The sequence below is a fragment of the Xanthobacter oligotrophicus genome, assembly GCF_008364685.1.
GTDB lineage: Bacteria > Pseudomonadota > Alphaproteobacteria > Rhizobiales > Xanthobacteraceae > Xanthobacter > Xanthobacter oligotrophicus.
This window is the reverse complement of record NZ_VTTL01000001.1, coordinates 472,853-494,178: the sequence shown is the minus strand read 5'-3', so window position 1 is coordinate 494,178 and position 21,326 is coordinate 472,853. Positions and strand designations below refer to the sequence as shown.

Here is a 21,326-nt window from a genome sequence, read left to right as displayed (position 1 = left end):
AAGTCAGCGCGGGGGCATGCGCAGGGCGCCGTCGAGGCGGATGACCTCGCCGTTGAGCATGGTGTTCTCGCAGATGTGCCTGACGAGGGCGGCATATTCCGCCGGCCGGCCGAGCCGGGGCGGGAAGGGGACGGTCTTGCCCAGCGAATCCTGCACGTCCTGCGGCAGGCCGGCCATCATGGGCGTCTCGAAGATGCCGGGCGCGATGGTGACCACGCGCACGCCGAAGCGCGCCAGCTCCCGCGCCACCGGCAGGGTGAGCGCCGCGACGCCGCCCTTGGAGGCGGCATAGGCGGCCTGGCCGATCTGGCCGTCAAAGGCGGCGATGGAGGCGGTGTTGATGATGACGCCGCGCTCGCCCTCGGCGTCGGGCTCTTCCTTCACGATGGCGTCGGCGGCAAGGCGCAGCATGTTGAAGGTGCCGATGAGGTTGATGCTCACGGCCCGCGCGAAGCTGTCGAGCCGGTGCGGCCCCTCGCGGCCCACCACCTTCTCGCCGGGCGCGACGCCGGCGCAATTCACCAGGCCGTGGACATGGCCGAAGGCCTCGCGGGCAAGCGCCACGGCGGCAAGGCCGTCCGCTTCGCTGGTCACGTCCGCGCGCTGGAACCGGGCCTTGTCGCCCAGCTCGGCGGCGACCGCGCTGCCGGCCTCGGCATTGATGTCCACGATCACCACCCGCGCGCCTTCGCCCACCAGCATGCGCGACACCGCCGCGCCAAGGCCGGAGCCCGCGCCGGTGACGATAAAGACGCGACCGTCGATCTTCATGAGGTCCTCCCCGTGATGGTTTCTATGGGCTCTTGCGGCCGTTCCGGTTCGCAAGGCCGGTTGTCGTCTCATCTAGCGAAAGGCGAAGTGGCATTCGATGGCGCAATCGATCTAAAATGATGAGCGGTTTTGCCATGTAGGAGCCTCGCCCTGGAACGGCGCATGATTTCCGCCGGCTTCGTGGACGACGCGCTGGACTGCCTCGTTCGGCGCGGCATCGATCCCGCGCCGGTGCTGGCGCAGGCGGGGCTTGCCATGCCGTTCGGGGCCGCGGTCTCCGCCGAGCAGTATGGTGCGCTGTGGCTGGCCGTGTCGCAGGCGCTGGACGACGAATTCTTCGGCCTCGGCGGCCGGCCCATGCGGCCGGGCAGCTTCACCCTGTTGTGTCACGCACTGATGGGCGCCGCGACGCTGGAGCAGGCGCTGCGCCGCGCGCTGCGCTTCCTGAAGGTGGTGCTGGAGGATCCGGAGGGCGAGCTTCAGGTGGCCGACGGGCTCGCCGCCATCGTGCTGAAGGACACCGGCGCCGCGCGCTCGGCCTTCGCCTATCGCACCTATTGGATCATCGTCCACGGCATCACCTGCTGGCTGGTGGGCCGGCGCATCCCGCTGCGGCAGGTGGATTTCCGCTGCGGCCCGCCGGAGCATGGCGCCGATTATCGCCTGTTCTTCGGCGCGCCAGTGCGCTTCGACCAGCCGCAAAGCCGGCTCGCCTTCGATGCCGCCTTCCTCACCCTGCCGGCGACCCGTGGCGCGCGGGCGCTGAAGGATTTCCTGCGCGGGGCGCCGGCCAACATCCTGGTGCGCTACCGGCACGATCAGGGCCTCGCCGCCCGGGTGAAGACCCGCCTGCGCGCCGTGCCGGCCACCGCCTGGCCCGGCTTCGACGATCTCGCCCGGCAGTTGCGGCTTCCCGCCTCCACCCTGCGCCGACGCCTCGCCGACGAGGGAAGCACCTATCGCGACATCAAGGACGAGCTGCGCCGGGTGCTGGCCGAGGCGCTGCTGCGCGAGGGCGCAAAGCCGGTGGGCGAGATCGCGGCGGAGCTGGGGTTCTCCGAGCCCAGCGCCTTCCATCGCGCCTTCCGCAAATGGACGGCGCAGAGCCCTGGCGCCTTCCGGCGGGCGAGCGGGGCGGCCGGTCGCGGCGGGTAGGTCGCAGGGTGGAGGCGGCGGGCCGCATTTGACGGCTGGCCGCGCCCTCACTACCTCTTGCCCGGTTCGGCGCCGGTGCGGCGCACTGGAGGCCGTGTTGTCCGTCGTCACATCCATCCGCAAGTCGCTGGTTCCCATCCATCGGGAAGGCTACCCCTTCATCGCCATCGCGGTGGTGATCGCGCTCGGGCTCATGGTCTTCTCCACCTTCCTCGGCATGATCGGGGTGGGGCTCGCCATCTGGACCGCCCTGTTCTTCCGCGATCCGCCGCGGGTGACGCCGGTGCGCGACGGGCTGGTGGTGGCGCCGGCAGACGGGCGTATCTCCCAGGTGGGCCTCGCACGGCCGCCGCTGGAGCTGGACCTCTCCGACGAGCCGCTGCTGCGTGTCTCCATCTTCATGAACGTCTTCAACGTGCACGTGAACCGGGCCCCGGTGACCGGCCGCATCGAGCGCCTCGCCTACAAGCCCGGCCTGTTCCTCAACGCCGACCTCGACAAGGCGAGCGAGGACAACGAGCGCAACGGCCTCGTGATCTCAACGCCGCTCTGCCGCGTGGGGGTGGTGCAGATCGCGGGCCTCATCGCCCGCCGCATCGTCTCCTTCGTGCGGGAGGGCGAATCGATCGGCGTCGGCGAGCGCTTCGGCCTGATCCGCTTCGGCTCGCGGGTCGATGTCTACCTGCCGGTGGGGACGCGGGTCCTGGTGTCGGAAGGCCAGCTGTCGGTGGCCGGCGAGACGGTTCTGTGCGATCTCTCCGCCCAGCAGCCGCGCGAGACGGCCTACCGGGTGAGCTGATGGAAACGCCTTTTCCCCCGTTCGATCCGGAAGGCCGGCCGCGTCCCCGCTTCGGCCGCCTCGGCCGGGTGCCGCTGCGGGTGCTTTTGCCCAATCTGGTGACGCTGCTCGCCTTGTGCTCGGGGCTGACGGCGGTGCGCCTCGCCATCGAGGAGCGGATCGAGCTGGCGCTCGCCGCCATCGTCTTCGCCGCTTTGCTCGACGGCATCGACGGCCGGCTCGCCCGGGCGCTGAAGGGCACGTCGCGCTTCGGCGCGGAGCTGGACAGCCTCGCCGACTTTGTGAATTTCGGCTGCGTGCCGGCACTGATGCTCTATTTCTGGGGGCTCAAGGAGACCGGCTCCGTGGGCTGGATCGCCGCGCTCGCCTATGCCATCTGCGCGGCGCTGCGCCTCGCCCGCTTCAACGTGATGCTGGACGATCCCCACAAGCCGCCGTTCGCTGGCGACTTCTTCACCGGCATCCCGGCGCCGGCGGGGGCCATCACAGTGCTGCTGCCCATCTACCTGGAGCTGATCGGCGTGCCCCACGGCGGGGTGAGCGCGCCCATCGCGCTGCTCTATTGCCTGGCCATCGGCTTCCTCATGATCTCCACCGTGCCGGCCTGGTCCGGCAAGACGCTGGGGCGGCGGGTGCGGCGGGACATGGTGCTGCCGCTTTTCGTGGCGGTGGCGATCTTTTTTGCGCTGCTGGCGAGCTATCCGTGGATCGTGCTCTCGGCGTGCTCGATCATCTACCTGGCGCTGCTGCCGGTTTCCACCTTGCGATACCGCCGACTGATGGCGGCTTGGCGCGCCGCGCGCCCCGAGGACCTCCCCGCCGCCTGAGGGCGGGGAGACGGGGCGGAACTGTCGGCAATCAGATTGCATGCAATTGGCGCAATCATGCGTAATTATTGTGCATTGCGGCAGGTTTGCGCGTGGTTTGAGCTCGTGTGCGAACTGGGCTAGGTGTTTGATATTCAATATAAGTCACATTTTTGTATGCAATTGGCACGCAGCTTGAATGGGGAAGGGCGACAGTCACCATTGGGGATGCCGTCCGATGAACCGCCGCGAATTCGTGAAGTCTGCGTCTGCCACCGCCGTCGCCACCGGAACCGGTGTCGCCGCCCCGGCGGTCTTCTCCTCGGCGCAGGCGCAGGCGCGCAACGAGACGCTGCTGATCGTGTCCGAGAGCGGCCCCAACAACCTCGACATCCACGGCGTCGGCACCAACGTGCCGGGCTATGAGGCGAGCTGGAACACCTACGACCGCCTCATCACCCACGAGATGACCGAGAAGGACGGGGTCCGCTACTACGACCGCGACAAGCTCAGGGGCGAACTCGCCGAGGACATGAACATCGGCGACATGTCGGTGACCTTCAAGCTGAAGAAGAACGCCACCTTCCAGGACGGCTCCCCCGTTACCGCCAAGGACGTGAAGTGGTCGCTGGACCGCGCCGTCTCCGTGGGCGGCTTCCCCACCTTCCAGATGAAAGCCGGCTCGCTGGAGAAGCCGGAGCAGTTCGTGGTGGTGGACGACCACACGGTGCGCGTGGACTTCATCCGCAAGGACCGCCTCACCATCCCCGACCTTGCCGTGATCGTGCCCTGCGTCATCAATTCCGGGCTGGTGCAGAAGAACGCCACCGAGAAGGACCCTTGGGGCCTCGAATACACCAAGCAGAACACCGCCGGCTCCGGCGCCTATCGCGTCACCAAGTGGACCCCCGGCACCGAGGTGGTGTTCGAGCGCTTCGAGGACTGGAAGGGTGGCCCGCTGCCGAAGATCAAGCGCGTGATCTGGCGCATGGTGCCCTCCGCCGGCAACCGCCGGGCGCTCTTGGAGCGCGGCGACGCCGACATCTCCTACGACCTGCCCAACAAGGACTTCGTGGAGCTGAAGCAGGCTGGCAAGCTGAACATCACGTCGGTGCCCTATTCCAACGGTGTCCAGTACATCGGCATGAATGTGAAGAACCCGCCCTTCGACAATCTGAAGGTGCGCCAGGCCATCGCCTACGCCATTCCCTACCAGAAGATCATGGACGCGGCCCTGTTCGGCCTCGCCAAGCCCATGTTCGGCGCTCCGGCGGATGTCCAGACGCAGGTCAAGTGGCCGCAACCCACCAAGTTCGTGACCGACCTCGCCAAGGCGAAGCAATTGCTGGCGGAGGCGGGCTATCCCGACGGGCTGGAGACGACGCTGTCCTTCGACCTGGGCTTTGCCGGCGTGAACGAGCCCCTGTGCGTGCTGCTGCAGGAGAACCTGGCGCAGATCGGCATCAAGACCACCATCAACAAGATCCCCGGCGCCAACTGGCGCACCGAGCTGACGAAGAAGGTGCTGCCGCTGTTCACCAACGTGTTCTCGGGCTGGCTGGACTATCCCGAATACTTCTTCTTCTGGTGCTACCACGGCAACAACTCGATCTTCAACACCATGAGCTACCAGTCGGCGGCCATGGATGCCTTCATCGATGCCGCCCGCGCCTCCGCCGCCAATGGCGACAAGACGGCCTACGACGCCAATGTGAAGGGCATGGTGGACCTCGCCTTCGCCGACGTGCCGCGCATCCCGCTCTACCAGCCCTATGTGAACGTCGCGATGCAGAAGAACATCACCGGCTACGAATACTGGTTCCACCGCCGCCTCGACTATCGCGCCTTCCAGAAGGGGTGAGGGGGCCGCACCGCCGGGCCGGCGCGACTGGACCGGTGTGCGTGGCCGGGTTTTTCAACCACCGTCATCCCCCGGCTTGACCGGGGGATCCACGGAGCGGCCGGACCGGCCACCGGAAAGCCGGGTGCTTCTGCGGCCCGGCGTGGATGCCCCGGTCAAGCCGGGGCATGACGGGGTGAGACGTTTTGGGAGAAGAGCCAGCGGGGCCATGGGCAGTTCCCGCCCTGGGACAACAGGCGCTCCCCGCCTTCGGACAACAGGAGACACCATGCTGAAGCTCATAGGCAGTCGTCTTGCCACAGCCGTGCCGAGCCTGATCGGCGTGGTGATCGTCACCTTCATGCTCACTCGGGTGCTGCCGGGCGACACCGCGGCCTATTTCGCCGGCCCCGCCGCCACGGCCGAATCCATCGCCGAGATCCGCACCAAGCTGGGCCTCGACAAGCCGCTGCCGGCGCAGTTCGTGGACTATGTCTCTGCGTTGGCGAAGGGGGATCTGGGAAGCTCGCTCTCCACCGGCCAGCCGGTGGCGGCGGAGATTTCCGCCCGGCTCCCGGCCTCCGCCGAGCTGACGTTGGCCGGGCTCGTGCTGGCGCTGGCCATCGCGGTGCCGTTCGGCATCATGGCGGCGGTGAAGCAGGGCTCCTGGGTGGACCATGCCTGCCGGCTCATCACCACGGCGGGCGTCTCGCTGCCGGTGTTCTTCACCGGCCTGCTGCTGGTCTATGTGTTCTACTTCAAGCTCGGCTGGGCGCCGGCGCCGCTGGGGCGGCTGGACGTGTTCTTCTCGGCGCCCGAGACGGTGACCGGCTTCTACCTCATCGACAGCCTGATCGCGCGGGACTTCGAGACCTTCCGCGCCGCGCTGGCCCAGCTTGCGGTGCCGGCCATCACGCTCGCCATCTTCGCGCTGGCGCCCATCGCCCGCATGACGCGGGCCTCCATGCTGTCGGTGCTGTCCTCGGAGTTCGTGCGCACGGCGCGGGCGGCGGGGCTGACCGACACCACTGTCATCATCACCTACGCGTTCCGCAACGCTATGCTGCCGGTGGTGACCACGCTGGGCATGGTGTTCTCCTTCCTGCTCGGCGCCAACGTGCTGGTGGAGAAGGTGTTCGCCTGGCCGGGCATCGGCTCCTACGCGGTCGAGGCGCTCATCACCTCCGATTACGCGCCGGTGCAGGGCTTCGTGCTCGCCATGGCCATCCTCTACGTGGTCCTCAACCTCCTGATCGATATCGCCTACGGCGTCATCGACCCCCGCGCGCGGAGCGAAGCATGACCCTCGCCACGGCCGACACCCACCCCCGCGGCCTTGCCGCGACGCTTGCCCACGCGCGCTACGTCATCTCCGACAACCCGGTCACCGGCATCGCCTTCGGCATGTTCCTGGTGCTGGTGGTGTGCGCGCTGCTGGGGCCGTTCATCGTGCCCTACGACCCGCTCGCCAGCGACACGGCGGCCGCGCTCCAGGCGCCCTCCGCCGCCCACTGGTTCGGCACCGACAATTTGGGGCGGGACATCTTCTCCCGCGTCATCGTCGCCACCCGGCTCGACATGGCCATCGCGGTGTTCTCGGTGGCGCTGGTGTTTGCGGCCGGCGGCATCGCCGGCATCGCGTCGGGCTTCTTCGGCGGGTGGACCGACCGCATCATCGGCCGCATCTCCGATACCATCATGGCCTTCCCGCTGTTCGTGCTGGCCATGGGCATCGTGGCGGCGCTGGGCAACACGGTGACCAACATCGTCATCGCCACCGCCATCATCAACTTCCCGCTCTATGTGCGCGTGGCCCGCTCGGAAGCGGCCATCCGCCGGCAGGCGGGGTTCGTGCAGGCGGCGCGCCTCACCGGCAATTCGGAATGGCGCATCCTGCTCACGACCATCCTGCCCAACATCATGCCCATCATGATGGTGCAGATGTCGCTCACCATGGGCTACGCCATCCTCAATGCGGCGGGCCTTTCCTTCATCGGCCTCGGCGTGCGCCCGCCCACCCCGGAATGGGGGATCATGGTGGCGGAAGGCGCGGCCTACATCGTTTCCGGCGAATGGTGGATCGCCCTGTTCCCCGGCCTCGCGCTCATGTTCGCGGTGTTCTGCTTCAACCTGCTGGGTGACGGTCTGCGCGACATCGTCGACCCCCAGCGTCGCACCTGAGGGAGGCGAACATGCATGGCATCGTGGACGTGACGGCGCAGGCCGCCAAGACCTCCGAGGCCCCCAGCGGCCCGCTGCTGGAGGTGCGTGACCTCACCGTGGAATTCGCCACCCGCCGCGGCGTGGTGACGGCGGTGAGCAAGGTGAACCTCACCCTCGCCAAGGGCGAGACCCTGGGCATCGTGGGCGAGAGCGGCTCGGGCAAGTCGGTGACCTCCTACACGGTCATGCGCATCCTCGACCGGGCCGGGCGCATCGCCGAAGGCTCCATCACCTTCTCCGGGATGGATGTGGCCCACGCCCCGGAAAGCGCCATGCGCGACCTGCGCGGGCGCGAGATGTCCATGATCTTCCAGAACCCGCGCGCCGCGCTGAACCCCATCCGCACGGTGGGCCGGCAGATCGGCGACGTGCTGCTCCAGCACGTGCAGGCCGATGCGCGTAACGTGAAGGAAAAGGTGATCGACATCCTCAAGCAGGTGCGCATCGCCCGGCCCGAGGAGCGCTACCACGCCTATCCGTTCGAGCTGTCGGGCGGCATGTGCCAGCGCATCGTCATCGCCCTCGCGCTGGCCTGCCGGCCGCAGCTGATGATCGCCGACGAGCCCACCACCGGCCTCGACGTGACCACCCAGAAGGCGGTCATGGACCTCGTGACCGAGCTGACGCGCGAGCGCGGCATGTCCACCCTCCTCATCACCCACGACCTGGGTCTTGCCGCCGCCTATTGCGACACGGTGATGGTGATGGAGAAGGGCAAGGTGGTGGAGACCGCGCCCGCCGAGCGCATCTTCCGCGATCCCCAGCACCCCTACACCCGCAAGCTGATGCGCGCGACACCCCGCCCCGGCATCACGCTGAAAGATCTGCTGCCGGAGGGCGAAGAGGCAGCTCCGGTCTCGCCGGTCGCGCGCCCGATGCCGAGCCCCACCCCGGCCCCGGCCGCCGTGCCCCTCCTCAAGGTGGAAAACCTGCTGAAGGAATATCCCCGCCAGGGCGCGCCCTCGGCCTTCTTCTCCGGCCTCTTCGGCAAGAAGGCGCCGCCGGAGGAGCGCATCTTCCGCGCGGTGGACGGCATCTCCTTCGAGGTGAAGAAGGGCGAGAGCGTCGGTCTCGTGGGCGAGAGCGGCTGCGGCAAGTCCACCACCTCCACCATCGTCATGCGCCTCATCGATCCCACGGCGGGGAAGATCACCTTCTCCGGAGAGGACATCAGCGCCATTCCGGCGAAGGATTTCGCCCACCATCCCATGCGCGGGCGCATCCAGATGGTGTTCCAGGACCCCACCGAGAGCCTTAATCCCCGCTACACGGCGGAGCGCGCCATCGCCGATCCGCTGCTGCGGATGGGCGGCATGTCCGGCGGGGCCAAGCTGCGCGCCCGCGTGGCGGAGCTGGCCGAGATGGTCGGCCTGCCGCAGAACCTGCTGGAACGCTTCCCCCACCAGCTGTCGGGCGGGCAGAAGGCGCGCATCGGCATCGCCCGGGCCATCGCCCTCGACCCCGACCTCGTCATCCTCGACGAGCCCACGGCCGCCCTCGACGTGTCGGTCCAGGCGGTGGTGCTCAACCTGCTGGAGGAGCTGAAGCAGCGCCTTGGCATGAGCTACCTGTTCGTGTCCCACGACCTGCATGTGGTGGGCCTGTTGTGCGACCGGGTCATCGTCATGCGGCAGGGGCGGATCGTGGAGGAGGGCAGCTCGCAGCAGGTGCTCGACGCGCCCAAGGACGCCTATACCCGCGAGCTGATCGCCGCCATTCCCCATCCCCCCGTCTGAGGCCCCCCATGAGCAAGGAACTGCAACTCCCCAGGGTGGAGGACGCGGCGCTGGAGCACCTGCTCGACGGTGCGCTAAGCGCCCATGCCATCGCCCCGCGCCCGGAATGGCGCGCCGAGGCGCTGTCCTACCTGCGCGCCATCGCTGATGCGGCGACCCTGGTGCGCAGCTTCGACCTCGGCGACGCCGAGGAGCCGGCCCCCGTCTATCGCCCCTGAGGCCGTGTCCATGACTGTCCATATTTCCCAGGCCGACGCCGCCAGCCTCGCCACCGCCTCCGCCGACGAGATCGCGACAGCGGTCGCCTCCGGCGCTGTCACCGCACGGGCGGTGATCGAGGCGACGCTGGCGCGCATCGCCGCCGTCGACCCCAAGGTGAACGCCTTCACCAACGTGACCGCCGAGCGCGCCCGCACGGCCGCCGACCGCATCGATGCCCGCCGTGCCGCCGGCGCTTCGCTGGGGCCGCTCGCCGGCGCGCCCTTCGCGGTGAAAAACCTGTTCGACGTGAAGGGCCTGCCCACCCGCGCTGGCTCGAAGATCAACCGCGACTTGCCCCCGGCGGTGGGCGACGCGACCCTGATTGCTAAGCTGGAAGCCGCCGACGCGGTGCTGGTGGGTGCCCTCAACATGGGCGAATACGCCTATGACTTCACCGGCGAGAACATCCACGACGGCGCCTCGCGCAACCCCCACGACCTGACCCGCATGTCGGGTGGCTCGTCGGGCGGCTCGGGCGCGGCGGTGGCGGCGGGGCTGGTGCCCATCGCGCTTGGGTCCGACACCAATGGCTCCATCCGCGTGCCGTCCTCCCTGTGCGGCACGTTCGGGCTGAAGCCCACCTATGGGCGCCTCACGCGGGGCGGCAGCTTTCCCTTCGTGACGGCGCTCGACCACCTCGGTCCGCTCGGCCGCTCGGTGGCGGATCTTGCCGCCTTCTACGACGCCATGCAGGGTGAGGATGCGCGCGATCCGGGCCAGACGCCGCGCCCGTTCGAGCCGGTGTCCGGCCTGATCGGGCAGGGGGCTGACGGCCTGCGCATCGCCGTGGCCGGCGGCTGGTTCCGCTCGCGCGCGATGCCGGAGGCGTTCGCGGCGGTGGACCGCGTGGCCGCGAGCCTGGGCGTGAGCGCAGTGGTGGACATTCCGGACGCCGCCCGCGCCCGCGCCTCGGCCTTCATCATCACGGCGGCGGAGGGCGCGAGCCTTCATGCCCGTCGGCTGGCGGCCCGCGCGGAGGATTTCGATCCCGCCGTGCGCGACCGCCTGTTCGCCGGCCTTGCCATTCCCGCGTCCTGGGTGGATGCGGCCCAGCGCTTCCGCCGCCATTTCCACGACCAGATGCTGAAGCTGTTCGAGAGTCACGACGTGCTGCTGGCCCCCGCCACCCCCAGCCGGGCGCCGAAGCTGGGGCAGAAGACCTTCGTGCTCGACGGCGAGGAGATGCTGGTGCGGCCCAACATGGGCCTGTTCACCCAGCCCATCTCCTTCATCGGCCTGCCGGTGGTGGCGGTGCCGGTGCGGGTGGATGTGGGCGAGGCGCCGGAGCTGCCGCTTGCGGTCCAGGTCATCGCCCCGCCGTGGCGGGAGGACCTGGCGTTGCGGGTCGCGGCGACCCTGGAACAGGCCGGCGTCGCCGCCGCGCCCGTGGCCTCACTGTGAGCGGGAGAGCGTGTTGGAAATCGACATTCCTGAGGTGAAGGCCGAGGTGGAGGACGCCTTCGCCCGCTACGAGGCGGCGCTGGTGAACAACGACGTGGCCACCCTCGAAGCCCTGTTTCACGACGATGGCCGCACCATCCGCTACGGCGGCGGTGAGAACCTCTACGGCATGGACGCCATCCGGGAATTCCGCCGCGCCCGCTCGCCGGTGGGGCTCGAGCGCACGCTGGCGCAGACGGTGATCACCACCTACGGGCGCGATTTCGCAGTGGCCTCGACCCTGTTCCGGCGGGAGAACGCGCCGGGACGCATCGGGCGGCAGCAGCAGAGCTGGGTGCGCTTTCCGCAGGGCTGGCGCGTGGTGGCCGCCCATGTGTCGGTGATCGCCGATGAAGGAGCGGCATGAGAAAGTCGGTGTGGCCGCTTGTTCATGGGCGGGCGTTTTATCAACGCCGGAGGCGGTTTTACTCGATCCGATCGGTGACCCACCCTCCAGCTGCAAGATAGAGAACGCGTTCTCTGATCAGCTTGCGACGCAGCCTGATCGGCGCGTGCTCTAAGCCCCGTCTCTTTCCCGGTTCCCCCGCGCCGGGGCAGGGGCGCGGCGCTCGAGGCGGGGAGGGGACAGAGCATGCTCCGGTTCCTTCCCCGTCAGGACTTCACCGGAATTCGCGCCGCCTTCGAATCCAGGTAGTTTGTTGCGTCATGACCCTGCTTCCGCCGCAGCCGCTCAAGGCTCCCGCATCCGCTCCGCGCCCCCGCAGGCGTCGTGCCGCCGGCCGGCCGGTGACGCGGACGGAAGAGCTGCGCCTCCAGATCGCAGACGACATCGTGCGCGGCCGCCTGGCCCCCGGCACGCCGCTGGAGGAGGTGGAGATCGCCAAGCGCTACGGCGTGTCCCGCACCCCGGTGCGCGAGGCGCTGCGCGACCTTGCCGCCTCCGGCCTGGTGGAGGCGCGGCCCCATCGCAGCGCACTGGTGGCCCAGCCCTCGCTGGAGCGGCTGCGCGGCATGTTCGACGTGATGGCGGAGCTGGAGGCCCTGTGCGCCGGCCTGTGCGCGGTCCACATGACGGCGGCCGAGCGTGTGGGGCTGGAAGCCACCCATGCGGAGCTTGCGGACCTCACCCGGCGCGGCGACGAGGGCGGCTATACGGTGCTCAACGAGCGCTTCCACACCACGCTCTATGCCGGCTCCCACAATGATTACCTGGCCGAGCTGACACTGGCGACCCGCGCCCGGCTGCAGCCGTTCCGCCGCGCCCAGTTCCGCACCTTGGGGCGACTGGCGCGCTCCTACGAGGAGCATGACCGGGTGGTGACCGCGATCCTGCGCGGCGACAAGGCCGAGGCCGCCGCCGCCATGCGCGCCCACATCCTCACCGTCGAGGTCGCCTACGAGCGCTACGCCGAAAGCGTGTGAGGCGTCACTGCGCCGCTTCGGCATCCGTGAGGTTGTCGAGGCCCTGCACGATGTGCTGGGCCAGCGCGTCGGCCAGCAGCGACGGCTCGTGGCGATTGCGCAGCAGGCCGATGTCGCACGGGGGCAGGGGCGGATAGCCGTCGGCGCTGCCAAGCACGCGCATGCCGGTGCGAAGCGCCGATTCCGGAAACACCGAGACCGCGAGCCCGGCCAGCACCGCCGCCGCCACCGCGCCGCTGTTGGGGCTGGTGTAGAGGATGCGGTGGCTGCGCCCCGCCCCGGCGAGCCGGGAGACGGCGATGTCGCGCCACTGGCAGGTGGTCCGGCCCAGCGCCAGCGGCACCGGCGTCTCCAGATGCACGCTGTGCCGCGCCGAGGATACCCACAGCAGCCGCTCCCGGCGGATGACGTGGGCGTTGCGGGCGGTGATCTCGGTGGCGGTGATGATGGCAAGATCGATGGTGCCGGCGGCGATGTGCTGCACCAGCTCGCTCGACGGCTCGCACAATACGGTCAGTTCCACGGAGGGATGGGTCCGCGAGAAGCGGGCCATGATGTCCGGCAGGTAGCGGTCGGCATAATCGTCCGGCACGCCCAGGCAGACCCGCCCCGACAGGGCGGCGTCGGCGAAGCTCAGCACCGCCTCCACGTTCAGCTTGACGATGCGCCGGGCGAAATCGAGCAGGCGCTCGCCATCCTCGGTGAGGCGCGAGGCGCGGCCGTCGCGCGCGAACACCGGCCGGCCCACGCGCTCCTCCAGACGCTTCATCTGCATGGACACGGCGGACTGCGTCTTGTGCACCACCTCCGCCGCGCGGGTGAAGCTGCCGGTCTCGGCAATGGCCACGAATGTGCGCAGCTGGTCGGGGTCGAGCATCACCGTCATGGGGTGCGGTTCCGGAGCATTCATCACGCAGAATGATACGTTAGATGAAAAACATTCGCTAGCTTGATTCATCCCAGGGAGTCACAAAGGGCGCGCCGAAGCGGCGGGATACGAAATCGGGTGGCTTCAAGAGCCCCTGGGACCCACGAAAGGACTGTCCGCGATCCCCACCCCGGCTATGGAGATGAAGATGAGCGTTTATGGTGAAACCCGGAAGATTGCCTTTGCCCCCGTGGGCGAGATGCTGGCGGCCCTGTGCCTGGCGGCCGTCTCCCTGGCCGGCAACGTGGCAAAGACGGCGGGCGCCATCGGGCGCGCCATCGAACGCCGCAGTGTCATGTCTGAGCTCGCCGGCCTCGATGATCGCATGCTGCGCGACATCGGCGTGACCCGCGCGGACCTGCGCGATGCTACCTCCGGCCCGCTGCTCGATGACCCGACCCGGGTGCTCATCCTGCGCGCCACCGAGCGCCGCGCGGCCGCAAGGCTTGCAGGCCGCGCACAGCAGCACTGAGGTTTTCGCGCAGCTTAAAGCGAAGCGGATGCCGGGGGTGTGACGCGCACGGTCCAAATCAAACGCATGGAGCGCGATCCGGCCGGGCGGTTTCAGGCCGACTGGGTCCGTCCAGAAAGATCCGGCGGGAACGCCCCTCGATTCCGCCGAACCTCGACCCGCGCCGACCGCAATCGGCGCGGGTCGTTTTGTGTCTGGATGTCTCGTCCCGTCGCGCCGGCGCAGCGCTATTTCGCGTCGCGGCCGCCGGTGCGGTTCTGGGATGAGGTATTGACGAGGCGGGGCCGCTCCGGCGGCAGGGTCTCGGCTTCCTGCACCGGCTGCGCGGGGTAGGTCCCGGCGGAGCGCATGATGTCGAGCCAGAAGTCCGGGATGGAATAGGCCCGTTGCTGCCCCTCCGTCCCCGGAAAGGCCGGCGGGAAGCCCTGAGCGAACAGCTGTGCGAAGAAATTCTGGAACGGGGCCAGCGGCGGGGGCGGCGGTTCCGGCGGCGGGGTGCGCGCGGGCGGGACGCCGGCCTGGGTCATGGTCTTGGTCATGGCGTTGACCACGTCCTGCCAGGCGTCCATCGGATTCGTGCTGCGCTGCTGCTGGGGCGCCGGCTGGGGCGCGCGCTGGAACATCATCTGGGCATAGGCGTCGGCCCAGGGATTGCCGGTGGCGAAGGCCTTGGAGCCCTGGCTCTGCTCGGTCGCCGTGCTGGTGAAGGCCAGGAATGCGTCGATGAAGGGATTGCCGGAGGAGATGGGCGCGATGCGCTGCGTGGTCTGGCCGGGCATGCGGCTCAGCATGGCCGCGAGCATCTGCTGGAGCGCACCGGAGGCGGCCAGCGACTTCGCAAGGCCGCCGACCACGAGGGTGGCGAAGGTGGGCATCATCTGCCGCACCACGGTGACGCCGAGACCGGTGGTTGATGCCACATGTGCGGCCACGGCCCGGCTCACGTCGGACGAGCCGAACACCGTGTCGAGCGCCTCACTGCCGGCACGCGACAACTCGGCCGGTGCGGCGGGCTGCTGGGTGTAGAAGGCGCCGTAGGGCCCGCTGGTCATGAGCGCCATGAGCGAGGCGAGTGCTTCGGGAGACTGGGTCGCCTGCTTGAAGGCCTCGGTGAAGGCCGGCATCACCGCCTCGGCCGTCGCCTGTGCCTGCTGGGGCGACAGGCCGTACATGCGCCCGATATTCTCGAGCCCGTGGCCGCCCTGTGCCGCCCGGAGCATCTCCAAGAATTGATCCATACGCCAACTCCGCAGGAGCGCGGCGCCCAGATGTGCGATCTGGCGAGCCTGTCCGTCCCGTTTCCCGTTGCCCGATCGCGTACCCGGTGCTGCGACCTTACGCCATCGTCTCGCCGAAATCACGAAATGGTTGCAACAGCCTCGGGGCTATCCAAAGACTCCGGCGGGCCGGCCGCAGCGGCGTTCGCAAGGCCCCGGTTCAGCCGGAGAATTCGGTTTCGTGGGAGAGGATGTCCTGCGCCTCCGGGTTCAGCGGGCGTGCCGGCTTCTCGGGCTGGGTCAGGGGCTCGGGCTCCACCTTGTGGCCGCTGAACACCTCGGCACCCGCGAAGATGCCTTCCTCCAGCTGGCGTTCCAGACGGGCGCGGTCGCGCACGCGCACGTCGGCGATGCGGGCGGCGGCGGCGGTCTGCGGCACGCCCAGCGCCTCCAGGGTGCGGGCGCCGAAGGACAGGGCCGATTCGAGGGTCTCGCGCAGCTCGAAATCCACACCGAGTCGCGCCAGCTCCATGGAATGCACCCGGTCGAAGCTGCGCACGAACAGGCGTGCGTTGGGGATGGAGGCGCGTACGATCTCGACGATGCGGTTGGCGTCCTCCTTGTTGTCCACGCACACGCAGATGACTTCCACGGTCTCGGCGCCGGCTGCCCGCAGCACGTCGAGCCGCGTGCCGTCGCCATAATAGATGTGCACGCCGAAGCGCCCGGCGGACTGGATCATCTCCACGTCCTTGTCGATGATGGTGACGGTCACCTCCTGCGCCAGCAGGCACTGGGAGACGATCTGGCCGAATCGGCCGAAGCCGATCACCAGCACCGAGCCGTCCGCATCGGCAAAATCATCCGCCGGTGGCTCCGCCACCGGGCGGGCGAAGCGCGGCAGCAGCCGCGACAAGGCGGCGAACAGCAGCGGGCCGAGGATCATCGTCAGCGCGGCCAGCGCGATCAAAAGGTCGGCCTGCTCGGACTTCAGGATCCCGTTGTCGAGGCCCAGCGGGAACAGCACGAACGCGAATTCGCCCGCGGACATGAGCGCAACCGCGGCGCGCATGGAATCCTGGGGGGCGATGTTGTCGGCCCGGAACACCAGGTAGACGATCACCGACTTGACCACCGCCACCGCCAGCGTCCCCACCAGCAGGCTCGGGATGTGGCCCAGCACCACGTTGATGTTGAGCGACATGCCGATGCTCATGAAGAACACGGCGAGCAGCAGGCCGCGGAAGGCGTCCACATTGGCTTCCAGCTCGTGGCGGAACGTGCTTTCCGACAGCAGCAGGCCGGCGAGGAAGGCCCCGAGCGCCGCCGAAAGGCCGGCCGCCTCCATGAGGCCGGCGGCGCCCATCACCACCAGCAGGGCGGCGGCCGTCATGGCCTCGCGCGCGCCGGAGCGGGCCAGCACGCGGAACAGCGGATTGAGCAGATAGCGCCCGGACACCACGATGACGGCGATGGCCGCCACCGCGATGGCGGCCGCGAGCAGGGTCGCCTTGGGATCGCGCGTCACCTCGGCCTCGCCGCCCGGCGCCAGCAGGGGCACCAGGGCGAGCAGCGGCACCACCGCGATGTCCTGGAACAGCAGGATGGAGAAGGTGCGCTGGCCATAGGGGGAGGCAAGGTCGCCGCGCTCGCCCAGCAGCTGGAGCGCGATGGCGGTGCCCGAGATCGAAAGGGCCAGCCCGCTGACCACCGCCGCGGCCACGCCGAAGCCGAGGCCGAAATAGGCCAGGAGCGCGAACGCCAGCGCCGTCAGCATGAGCTGCGCGGTGCCCAGGCCGAAGATGAAATGGCCCATGGACAGGAGGTTGGACGGCTTCAGCTCCAGCCCGACCAGGAACAGCAGCATGACCACGCCGAGCTCGGCGACGGTGGAGACCACCCCCGGATCGGCCACGTTGAAGCCCACGGGGCCGATGGCGATGCCCACCAGCAGATAACCGACGACCGGGGAAAAGCCGAGGCGCTTGGCGATGGGAACGGAGACGACCGCTGCGGCTAGGAAGGCGAGCGCCGCGCCGAAAAGTGCGTGTTCATCCCCGTGCATCCACCTCTCCCTGCCGGCCCCCGAAGCCACCGCCCCGGCGCTGCCCCGGCCGCCCGAACGTCGCTACCCCGCTCCGCTCCAGCTTTGTGCGCAGCAAGCATGTCCAAACCGTGCCAATGCTGCGGCGCAGCGATGGCCCCGCGCAAGACATGTGTCACTCAATGCTTCCGCGCGCCCGTCGTCTGCACCTGTCGTCCGCACCCACGGCCGTCGCGCGCAGTCTGGCACATCTGCCCCGCGTGTTCGCGTCGCGCGTGCGTTCTAAGGCTCCCGTGCACCGGCCGCCCGGCCGGCGCCGTTCAGCGCAGCGTGTCGAAGCCCGGGCCGAAGCCGTTGAGGCTGAGCGGAACGCCGATGCCTTCTTCCGGGGTCTGGAAGATGATGAAGGTGGCCTGCTTGCCGGACTTGAGGCGGGCGACGAGGGCGTCGTCCATCACCACCTCGGCGACGCAGCCGTTGGGCAGGCAGCGGACGAATCCGGCGCGGCCCACGTCCTGGTCGTCGATCTTGAGGCCGAGGCCCGCCGGCAGCAGCACGCCGAGGGGGGCCAGCACGCGTAGCAGGCGGCTCTTCTGGTCCGCCGTCTTCAGCACGATGACGGTGAGGCCCACGTTCGGCCGGTCCTCTGCCTGCACCGACTGGAGCAGCACGCACTGCTCGCTCTGGGCGCCGGGCGGCGTGTCGCAGCGAATCTGCCACTCGCCATGCACCGATTTCACCACGCCCTGCGCGGCCGCGGGCTGCGCTGTCGCGAAGGCCGCCGCGAGCAGCGCGCCGAAAAGGGAAAGCAGCGCACTGGCTCTCGTCCCGGACCGGGCCCTCGCGGCACGGCCCGAAAGGAAGAGGCGGCGGGCAGGGAACGACAGGACCATCGCAAGCTCCGGCAGGGACCCGGCGGGCGCCAGGCAAACCTGCCTTATCTGATTTAGTGAACCAATGCCTTAATGGCCTAGCCATCCTGTCAACAATGCGGCGGCAGCGTGGCGCGGATGCATGCCATGGGGATTCTCCCAAGGGGTCGTTCTACGGCCGCCCAGCGCCTCCCGCCGTTGGTATTAAGTAACCGAATGCGCGCGCCATTTTGTCCCTGTTCCGCTGCGGCATACCCGGGTGCCGACCGCGAGCGCGGCAGCGGGTGCGGAACCGTGGGGCAAGGCGGCGCAAGGGCCAGTGCCGCACCCCTTCACGGGCCTCCCGTATCGGGCCCCAATCCGCCGACTTATTGTCGCACCGAGGGCCAAGCTTGGGCGATTGCAAGGCGGACCCAATTATGTTTGATGAACTCTAGGGAGAGTGGCTGCCTTAAAAATCAGTGCACTTGCCAGCGGTTTCCGCCGGATGGGTAGCTCACTTGAAAGTGGTCCGGACGGCGCGCCGCTGAGCGTGCAGGGCGGGCGCAGCACGTACGGTGGTTCAATCCGCCGGGCCAGGGAGAGCCGTTGAAGATGATGTCGTTCCTCCGCTCCGCTGCCCTTGCCATGGGCACGTGCGCCGCGAACCTGTTCGCGAGCGCCGCCTTTTCGGGTGCAGCCTTGGCCGAGACCGGTCAGCCGTCGCCGTGGCAGATCAATCTCCAGGGCGCCGCCACACCGGTCATGGAGCAGATCCACAGCTTCAACACGATGATGCTCATCATCATCACATCCATTGTGCTGTTCGTGCTGGTGCTGCTCGCCATCGTGGTGGTGCGCTTCAACGAGCGCGCCAATCCGGTGCCCTCCAAGACCAGCCACAACACCCTCATCGAGGTGGCCTGGACCGTCATTCCGGTGATGATCCTCGTGCTCATCGCCATCCCGTCCTTCCGCCTGCTCCACCTTGAGCTGAACATTCCCAAGGCGGACATGACGGTGAAGGTGACCGGGCACCAGTGGTACTGGTCCTACGAATATCCCGACAATGGCGCCTTCGGCTTCGACTCCTACCTGGTGTCCGAGAAGGACCTGAAGCCGGGCCAGCCGCGCCTGCTCGCGGTGGACAACGAGGTGGTGGTGCCGGTCAACAAGATCGTGCGCATCCAGGTCACCTCCTCCGACGTGATCCATTCGTTCGCGGTGCCGGCGTTCGGCGTGAAGATCGACGCCAATCCCGGCCGCCTGAACGAGAGCTGGTTCAAGGTGACCCGCGAGGGCATTTATTACGGCCAGTGCTCCGAGCTGTGCGGTCGCGACCACGCCTTCATGCCGATCGCGGTGCGGGCGGTGAGCGAGGCGGACTTTGCGGCCTGGGTTGCCCAGGCCAAGGCGAAGTTCGCGTCGGCGGCCGATGCCGCCGGCAAGCTAGCCGACGCCGGCGAACCCGCCGGCACCCTGGCGCGCTGAGGCTTCGGCTGGCGCCCGGCCCGGCGCCTTATTGAAATTGCGCCACCGGTCGCGGCCGGTGGCGGGAGCAGGCAAGCGACGGTGCGGCGGAACGGGCGCCAGTGCCGGCAGACAAGGATAGCGGGAATGGCCACCGAGGCAGTCACCCACAGCCACTACGGAAACGACGACCACGACGCGCACATCCCCACCGGCTGGAAGCGCTGGGTCTTCTCGACCAATCACAAGGACATCGGGATCATGTACCTGATCTTCGCCATCGTGGCGGGGATCGTGGGCGGCATCCTGTCCATCGCCATTCGCATGGAGCTGCAGCATCCTGGCCTGCAGATCTTCTCCAATCCGCAGACCTTCAACGTCTTCACCACCGGCCACGGCCTCATCATGATCTTCTTCATGGTGATGCCCGCCCTGATCGGCGGCTACGGCAACTATTTCGCCCCGCTGATGATCGGCGCGCCGGACACCGCCTTCCCGCGCATCAACAACATCGCCTTCTGGTTGCTGCCTCCGTCCTTCATCCTGGCGCTGTCGTCGCTGTTCGTGGAAGGCGCGGCCGGCTCCAACGGCTTCGGCGGCGGCTGGACCATCTATCCCCCGCTGTCGTCCAAGCTCGGCCATCCCGGCCCGGCCATGGACCTGCTTATCTTCTCGCTGCACATCGCCGGCGCGTCGTCGCTGCTGGGCGCCATCAACTTGATCACCACCATCTTCAACATGCGCGCCCCGGGCATGACGCTGCACAAGATGCCGCTGTTCGCCTGGTCGCAGCTGATCACCGGCTTCCTGCTGCTGCTGTCGCTGCCGGTGCTGGCCGGCGCCATCACCATGCTGCTCACCGACCGCAACTTCGGCACCACCTTCTTCGATCCGGCCGGCGGCGGCGATCCGATCCTGTTCCAGCACCTGTTCTGGTTCTTCGGTCACCCCGAGGTGTACATCCTGATCCTGCCCGGGTTCGGCATCGTCTCCCACATCATCTCCACCTTCTCGCGCAAGCCCATCTTCGGCTATCTCGGCATGGCCTACGCCATGGTCGCCATCGGCGTGGTGGGCTTCGTGGTGTGGGCGCACCACATGTACACGGTGGGCCTGTCCAGCGGCACGCAGTCGTACTTCGTGGCCGCCACCATGATCATTGCGGTGCCCACGGGCGTGAAGATCTTTTCCTGGATCGCCACCATGTGGGGCGGCTCGCTCCAGTTCCGCACCCCCATGCTGTGGGCCATCGGCTTCATCTTCCTGTTCACGGTGGGCGGGGTGACGGGCGTGGTGCTCTCCAACGCGGGCATCGATCGCTCGCTGCACGACACCTATTACGTGGTGGCCCATTTCCACTACGTGCTGTCGCTCGGCGCCGTGTTCGCCATCTTTGCCGGCTGGTACTACTGGTTCCCCAAGATGAGCGGCTACATGATCCCGGAATTCTGGGGCAAGCTGCACTTCTGGGTCACCTTCGTGGGCGTGAACCTGGTGTTCTTCCCGCAGCATTTCCTCGGGCTCGCCGGCATGCCGCGCCGCTATGCGGACTATCCCGATGCGTTCGCCGGCTGGAACTTCGTCTCCTCCATCGGCTCCTACATCTCGGGCGTGGCGGTGCTGATCTTCCTTACCGGTACGGCGCTCGCCTTCATCCGCAAGGAAAAGGCCGGCGACAATCCGTGGGGTCCCGGTGCCAGCACGCTGGAGTGGACCCTGTCCTCGCCGCCGCCCTTCCACCAGTTCGAAGTGCTGCCGCGCATCAAGTGAAGCTCTGGCCGCATGCGGCCGTGACCTGAGGAAGCCGCGGGCGACCGCGGCTTCTTCCACCTTCGGGATCGCAAGGCGCCGCACCTGGCGTGTCTTGCCGGCGAAGAAGGTCTTGAGATTGGGGTTCAAAGCGCCCGGAGAGGCGCGCGGGTCCGCCAGA

19 protein-coding genes are annotated in these 21,326 nt (G+C 68.4%); 14 read left to right on the top strand and 5 right to left on the bottom strand.

The window, feature by feature from the left end:
- Positions 1–3 precede the first annotated feature (3 nt).
- Positions 4–771, bottom strand: a complete 768-nt coding sequence (locus tag FZ033_RS02155; RefSeq protein ID WP_149574514.1) for a 3-hydroxyacyl-CoA dehydrogenase — start codon at positions 769–771, stop codon at positions 4–6.
- Between the two features lie 150 nt (positions 772–921).
- Between FZ033_RS02155 and FZ033_RS02150 the strand changes: the two genes are divergently transcribed.
- The 11 genes from FZ033_RS02150 (at position 922) to FZ033_RS02100 (ending at position 12,414) form a co-directional block, all read left to right on the top strand.
- Positions 922–1,926, top strand: coding sequence for an AraC family transcriptional regulator (locus FZ033_RS02150; protein ID WP_188079270.1), 1,005 nt, complete (start codon positions 922–924; stop codon positions 1,924–1,926).
- A gap of 97 nt (positions 1,927–2,023) precedes the next feature.
- A complete protein-coding gene (locus tag FZ033_RS02145; protein WP_149574512.1) occupies positions 2,024–2,725 on the top strand; it encodes a phosphatidylserine decarboxylase in 702 nt (233 codons plus the stop codon).
- Positions 2,725–3,552 carry a CDP-diacylglycerol--serine O-phosphatidyltransferase gene (gene pssA / locus FZ033_RS02140; protein ID WP_149574511.1) on the top strand — a complete coding sequence of 276 codons (828 nt, stop codon included), beginning with the start codon at positions 2,725–2,727 and terminating at the stop codon, positions 3,550–3,552. Before FZ033_RS02145 ends, pssA begins: the two co-directional genes overlap by 1 nt.
- A gap of 217 nt (positions 3,553–3,769) precedes the next feature.
- Positions 3,770–5,392 carry an ABC transporter substrate-binding protein gene (locus FZ033_RS02135; RefSeq protein WP_149574510.1) on the top strand — a complete coding sequence of 541 codons (1,623 nt, stop codon included), beginning with the start codon at positions 3,770–3,772 and terminating at the stop codon, positions 5,390–5,392.
- 268 nt (positions 5,393–5,660) lie between these two features.
- Positions 5,661–6,674 carry an ABC transporter permease gene (locus tag FZ033_RS02130; protein ID WP_149574509.1) on the top strand — a complete coding sequence of 338 codons (1,014 nt, stop codon included), beginning with the start codon at positions 5,661–5,663 and terminating at the stop codon, positions 6,672–6,674.
- A complete protein-coding gene (locus tag FZ033_RS02125; RefSeq protein ID WP_149574508.1) occupies positions 6,671–7,552 on the top strand; it encodes an ABC transporter permease in 882 nt (293 codons plus the stop codon). Before FZ033_RS02130 ends, FZ033_RS02125 begins: the two co-directional genes overlap by 4 nt.
- An 11-nt stretch (positions 7,553–7,563) precedes the next feature.
- Positions 7,564–9,330 carry a dipeptide ABC transporter ATP-binding protein gene (locus FZ033_RS02120; RefSeq protein ID WP_149574507.1) on the top strand — a complete coding sequence of 589 codons (1,767 nt, stop codon included), beginning with the start codon at positions 7,564–7,566 and terminating at the stop codon, positions 9,328–9,330.
- A gap of 8 nt (positions 9,331–9,338) precedes the next feature.
- Entirely contained in the window at positions 9,339–9,548 is a 210-nt protein-coding gene (locus FZ033_RS02115) for an AtzG-like protein (protein ID WP_149574506.1), read from the top strand.
- A gap of 10 nt (positions 9,549–9,558) precedes the next feature.
- Positions 9,559–10,992 (top strand): AtzE family amidohydrolase, encoded by a 1,434-nt coding sequence (locus FZ033_RS02110; RefSeq protein ID WP_149574505.1) that lies wholly within the window; start codon positions 9,559–9,561, stop codon positions 10,990–10,992.
- A 13-nt stretch (positions 10,993–11,005) separates the two neighbouring features.
- Positions 11,006–11,398 carry an oxalurate catabolism protein HpxZ gene (gene hpxZ / locus FZ033_RS02105; RefSeq protein ID WP_149574504.1) on the top strand — a complete coding sequence of 131 codons (393 nt, stop codon included), beginning with the start codon at positions 11,006–11,008 and terminating at the stop codon, positions 11,396–11,398.
- A 299-nt stretch (positions 11,399–11,697) separates the two neighbouring features.
- Entirely contained in the window at positions 11,698–12,414 is a 717-nt protein-coding gene (locus FZ033_RS02100; protein WP_149574503.1) for a GntR family transcriptional regulator, read from the top strand.
- Between the two features lie 4 nt (positions 12,415–12,418).
- Here the strand turns inward: FZ033_RS02100 and FZ033_RS02095 are convergent, their stop codons facing one another.
- Entirely contained in the window at positions 12,419–13,300 is an 882-nt protein-coding gene (locus FZ033_RS02095) for a LysR substrate-binding domain-containing protein (protein ID WP_188079252.1), read from the bottom strand.
- Positions 13,301–13,490: 190 nt separating this feature from the next.
- Between FZ033_RS02095 and FZ033_RS02090 the strand changes: the two genes are divergently transcribed.
- Positions 13,491–13,814: a DUF1127 domain-containing protein gene (locus FZ033_RS02090; RefSeq protein ID WP_188079251.1), complete on the top strand. Its 324-nt coding sequence runs from the start codon at positions 13,491–13,493 to the stop codon at positions 13,812–13,814.
- Between the two features lie 227 nt (positions 13,815–14,041).
- Here the strand turns inward: FZ033_RS02090 and FZ033_RS02085 are convergent, their stop codons facing one another.
- From FZ033_RS02085 to FZ033_RS02075, 3 genes are all read right to left on the bottom strand, one after another.
- A complete protein-coding gene (locus FZ033_RS02085) occupies positions 14,042–15,052 on the bottom strand; it encodes a DUF937 domain-containing protein (RefSeq protein ID WP_149574500.1) in 1,011 nt (336 codons plus the stop codon).
- Between the two features lie 199 nt (positions 15,053–15,251).
- Positions 15,252–17,096, bottom strand: coding sequence for a monovalent cation:proton antiporter-2 (CPA2) family protein (locus FZ033_RS02080; RefSeq protein ID WP_149574499.1), 1,845 nt, complete (start codon positions 17,094–17,096; stop codon positions 15,252–15,254).
- Positions 17,097–17,395: 299 nt separating this feature from the next.
- Positions 17,396–17,968: an invasion associated locus B family protein gene (locus tag FZ033_RS02075; RefSeq protein ID WP_149574498.1), complete on the bottom strand. Its 573-nt coding sequence runs from the start codon at positions 17,966–17,968 to the stop codon at positions 17,396–17,398.
- Between the two features lie 573 nt (positions 17,969–18,541).
- Between FZ033_RS02075 and coxB the strand changes: the two genes are divergently transcribed.
- Together coxB and ctaD are read left to right on the top strand one after the other, a co-directional pair.
- Positions 18,542–19,417 (top strand): cytochrome c oxidase subunit II, encoded by an 876-nt coding sequence (coxB, locus tag FZ033_RS02070; RefSeq protein ID WP_149574497.1) that lies wholly within the window; start codon positions 18,542–18,544, stop codon positions 19,415–19,417.
- 126 nt (positions 19,418–19,543) lie between these two features.
- Positions 19,544–21,166 (top strand): cytochrome c oxidase subunit I, encoded by a 1,623-nt coding sequence (gene ctaD, locus FZ033_RS02065; RefSeq protein ID WP_149574496.1) that lies wholly within the window; start codon positions 19,544–19,546, stop codon positions 21,164–21,166.
- Positions 21,167–21,326: the final 160 nt, after the last annotated feature.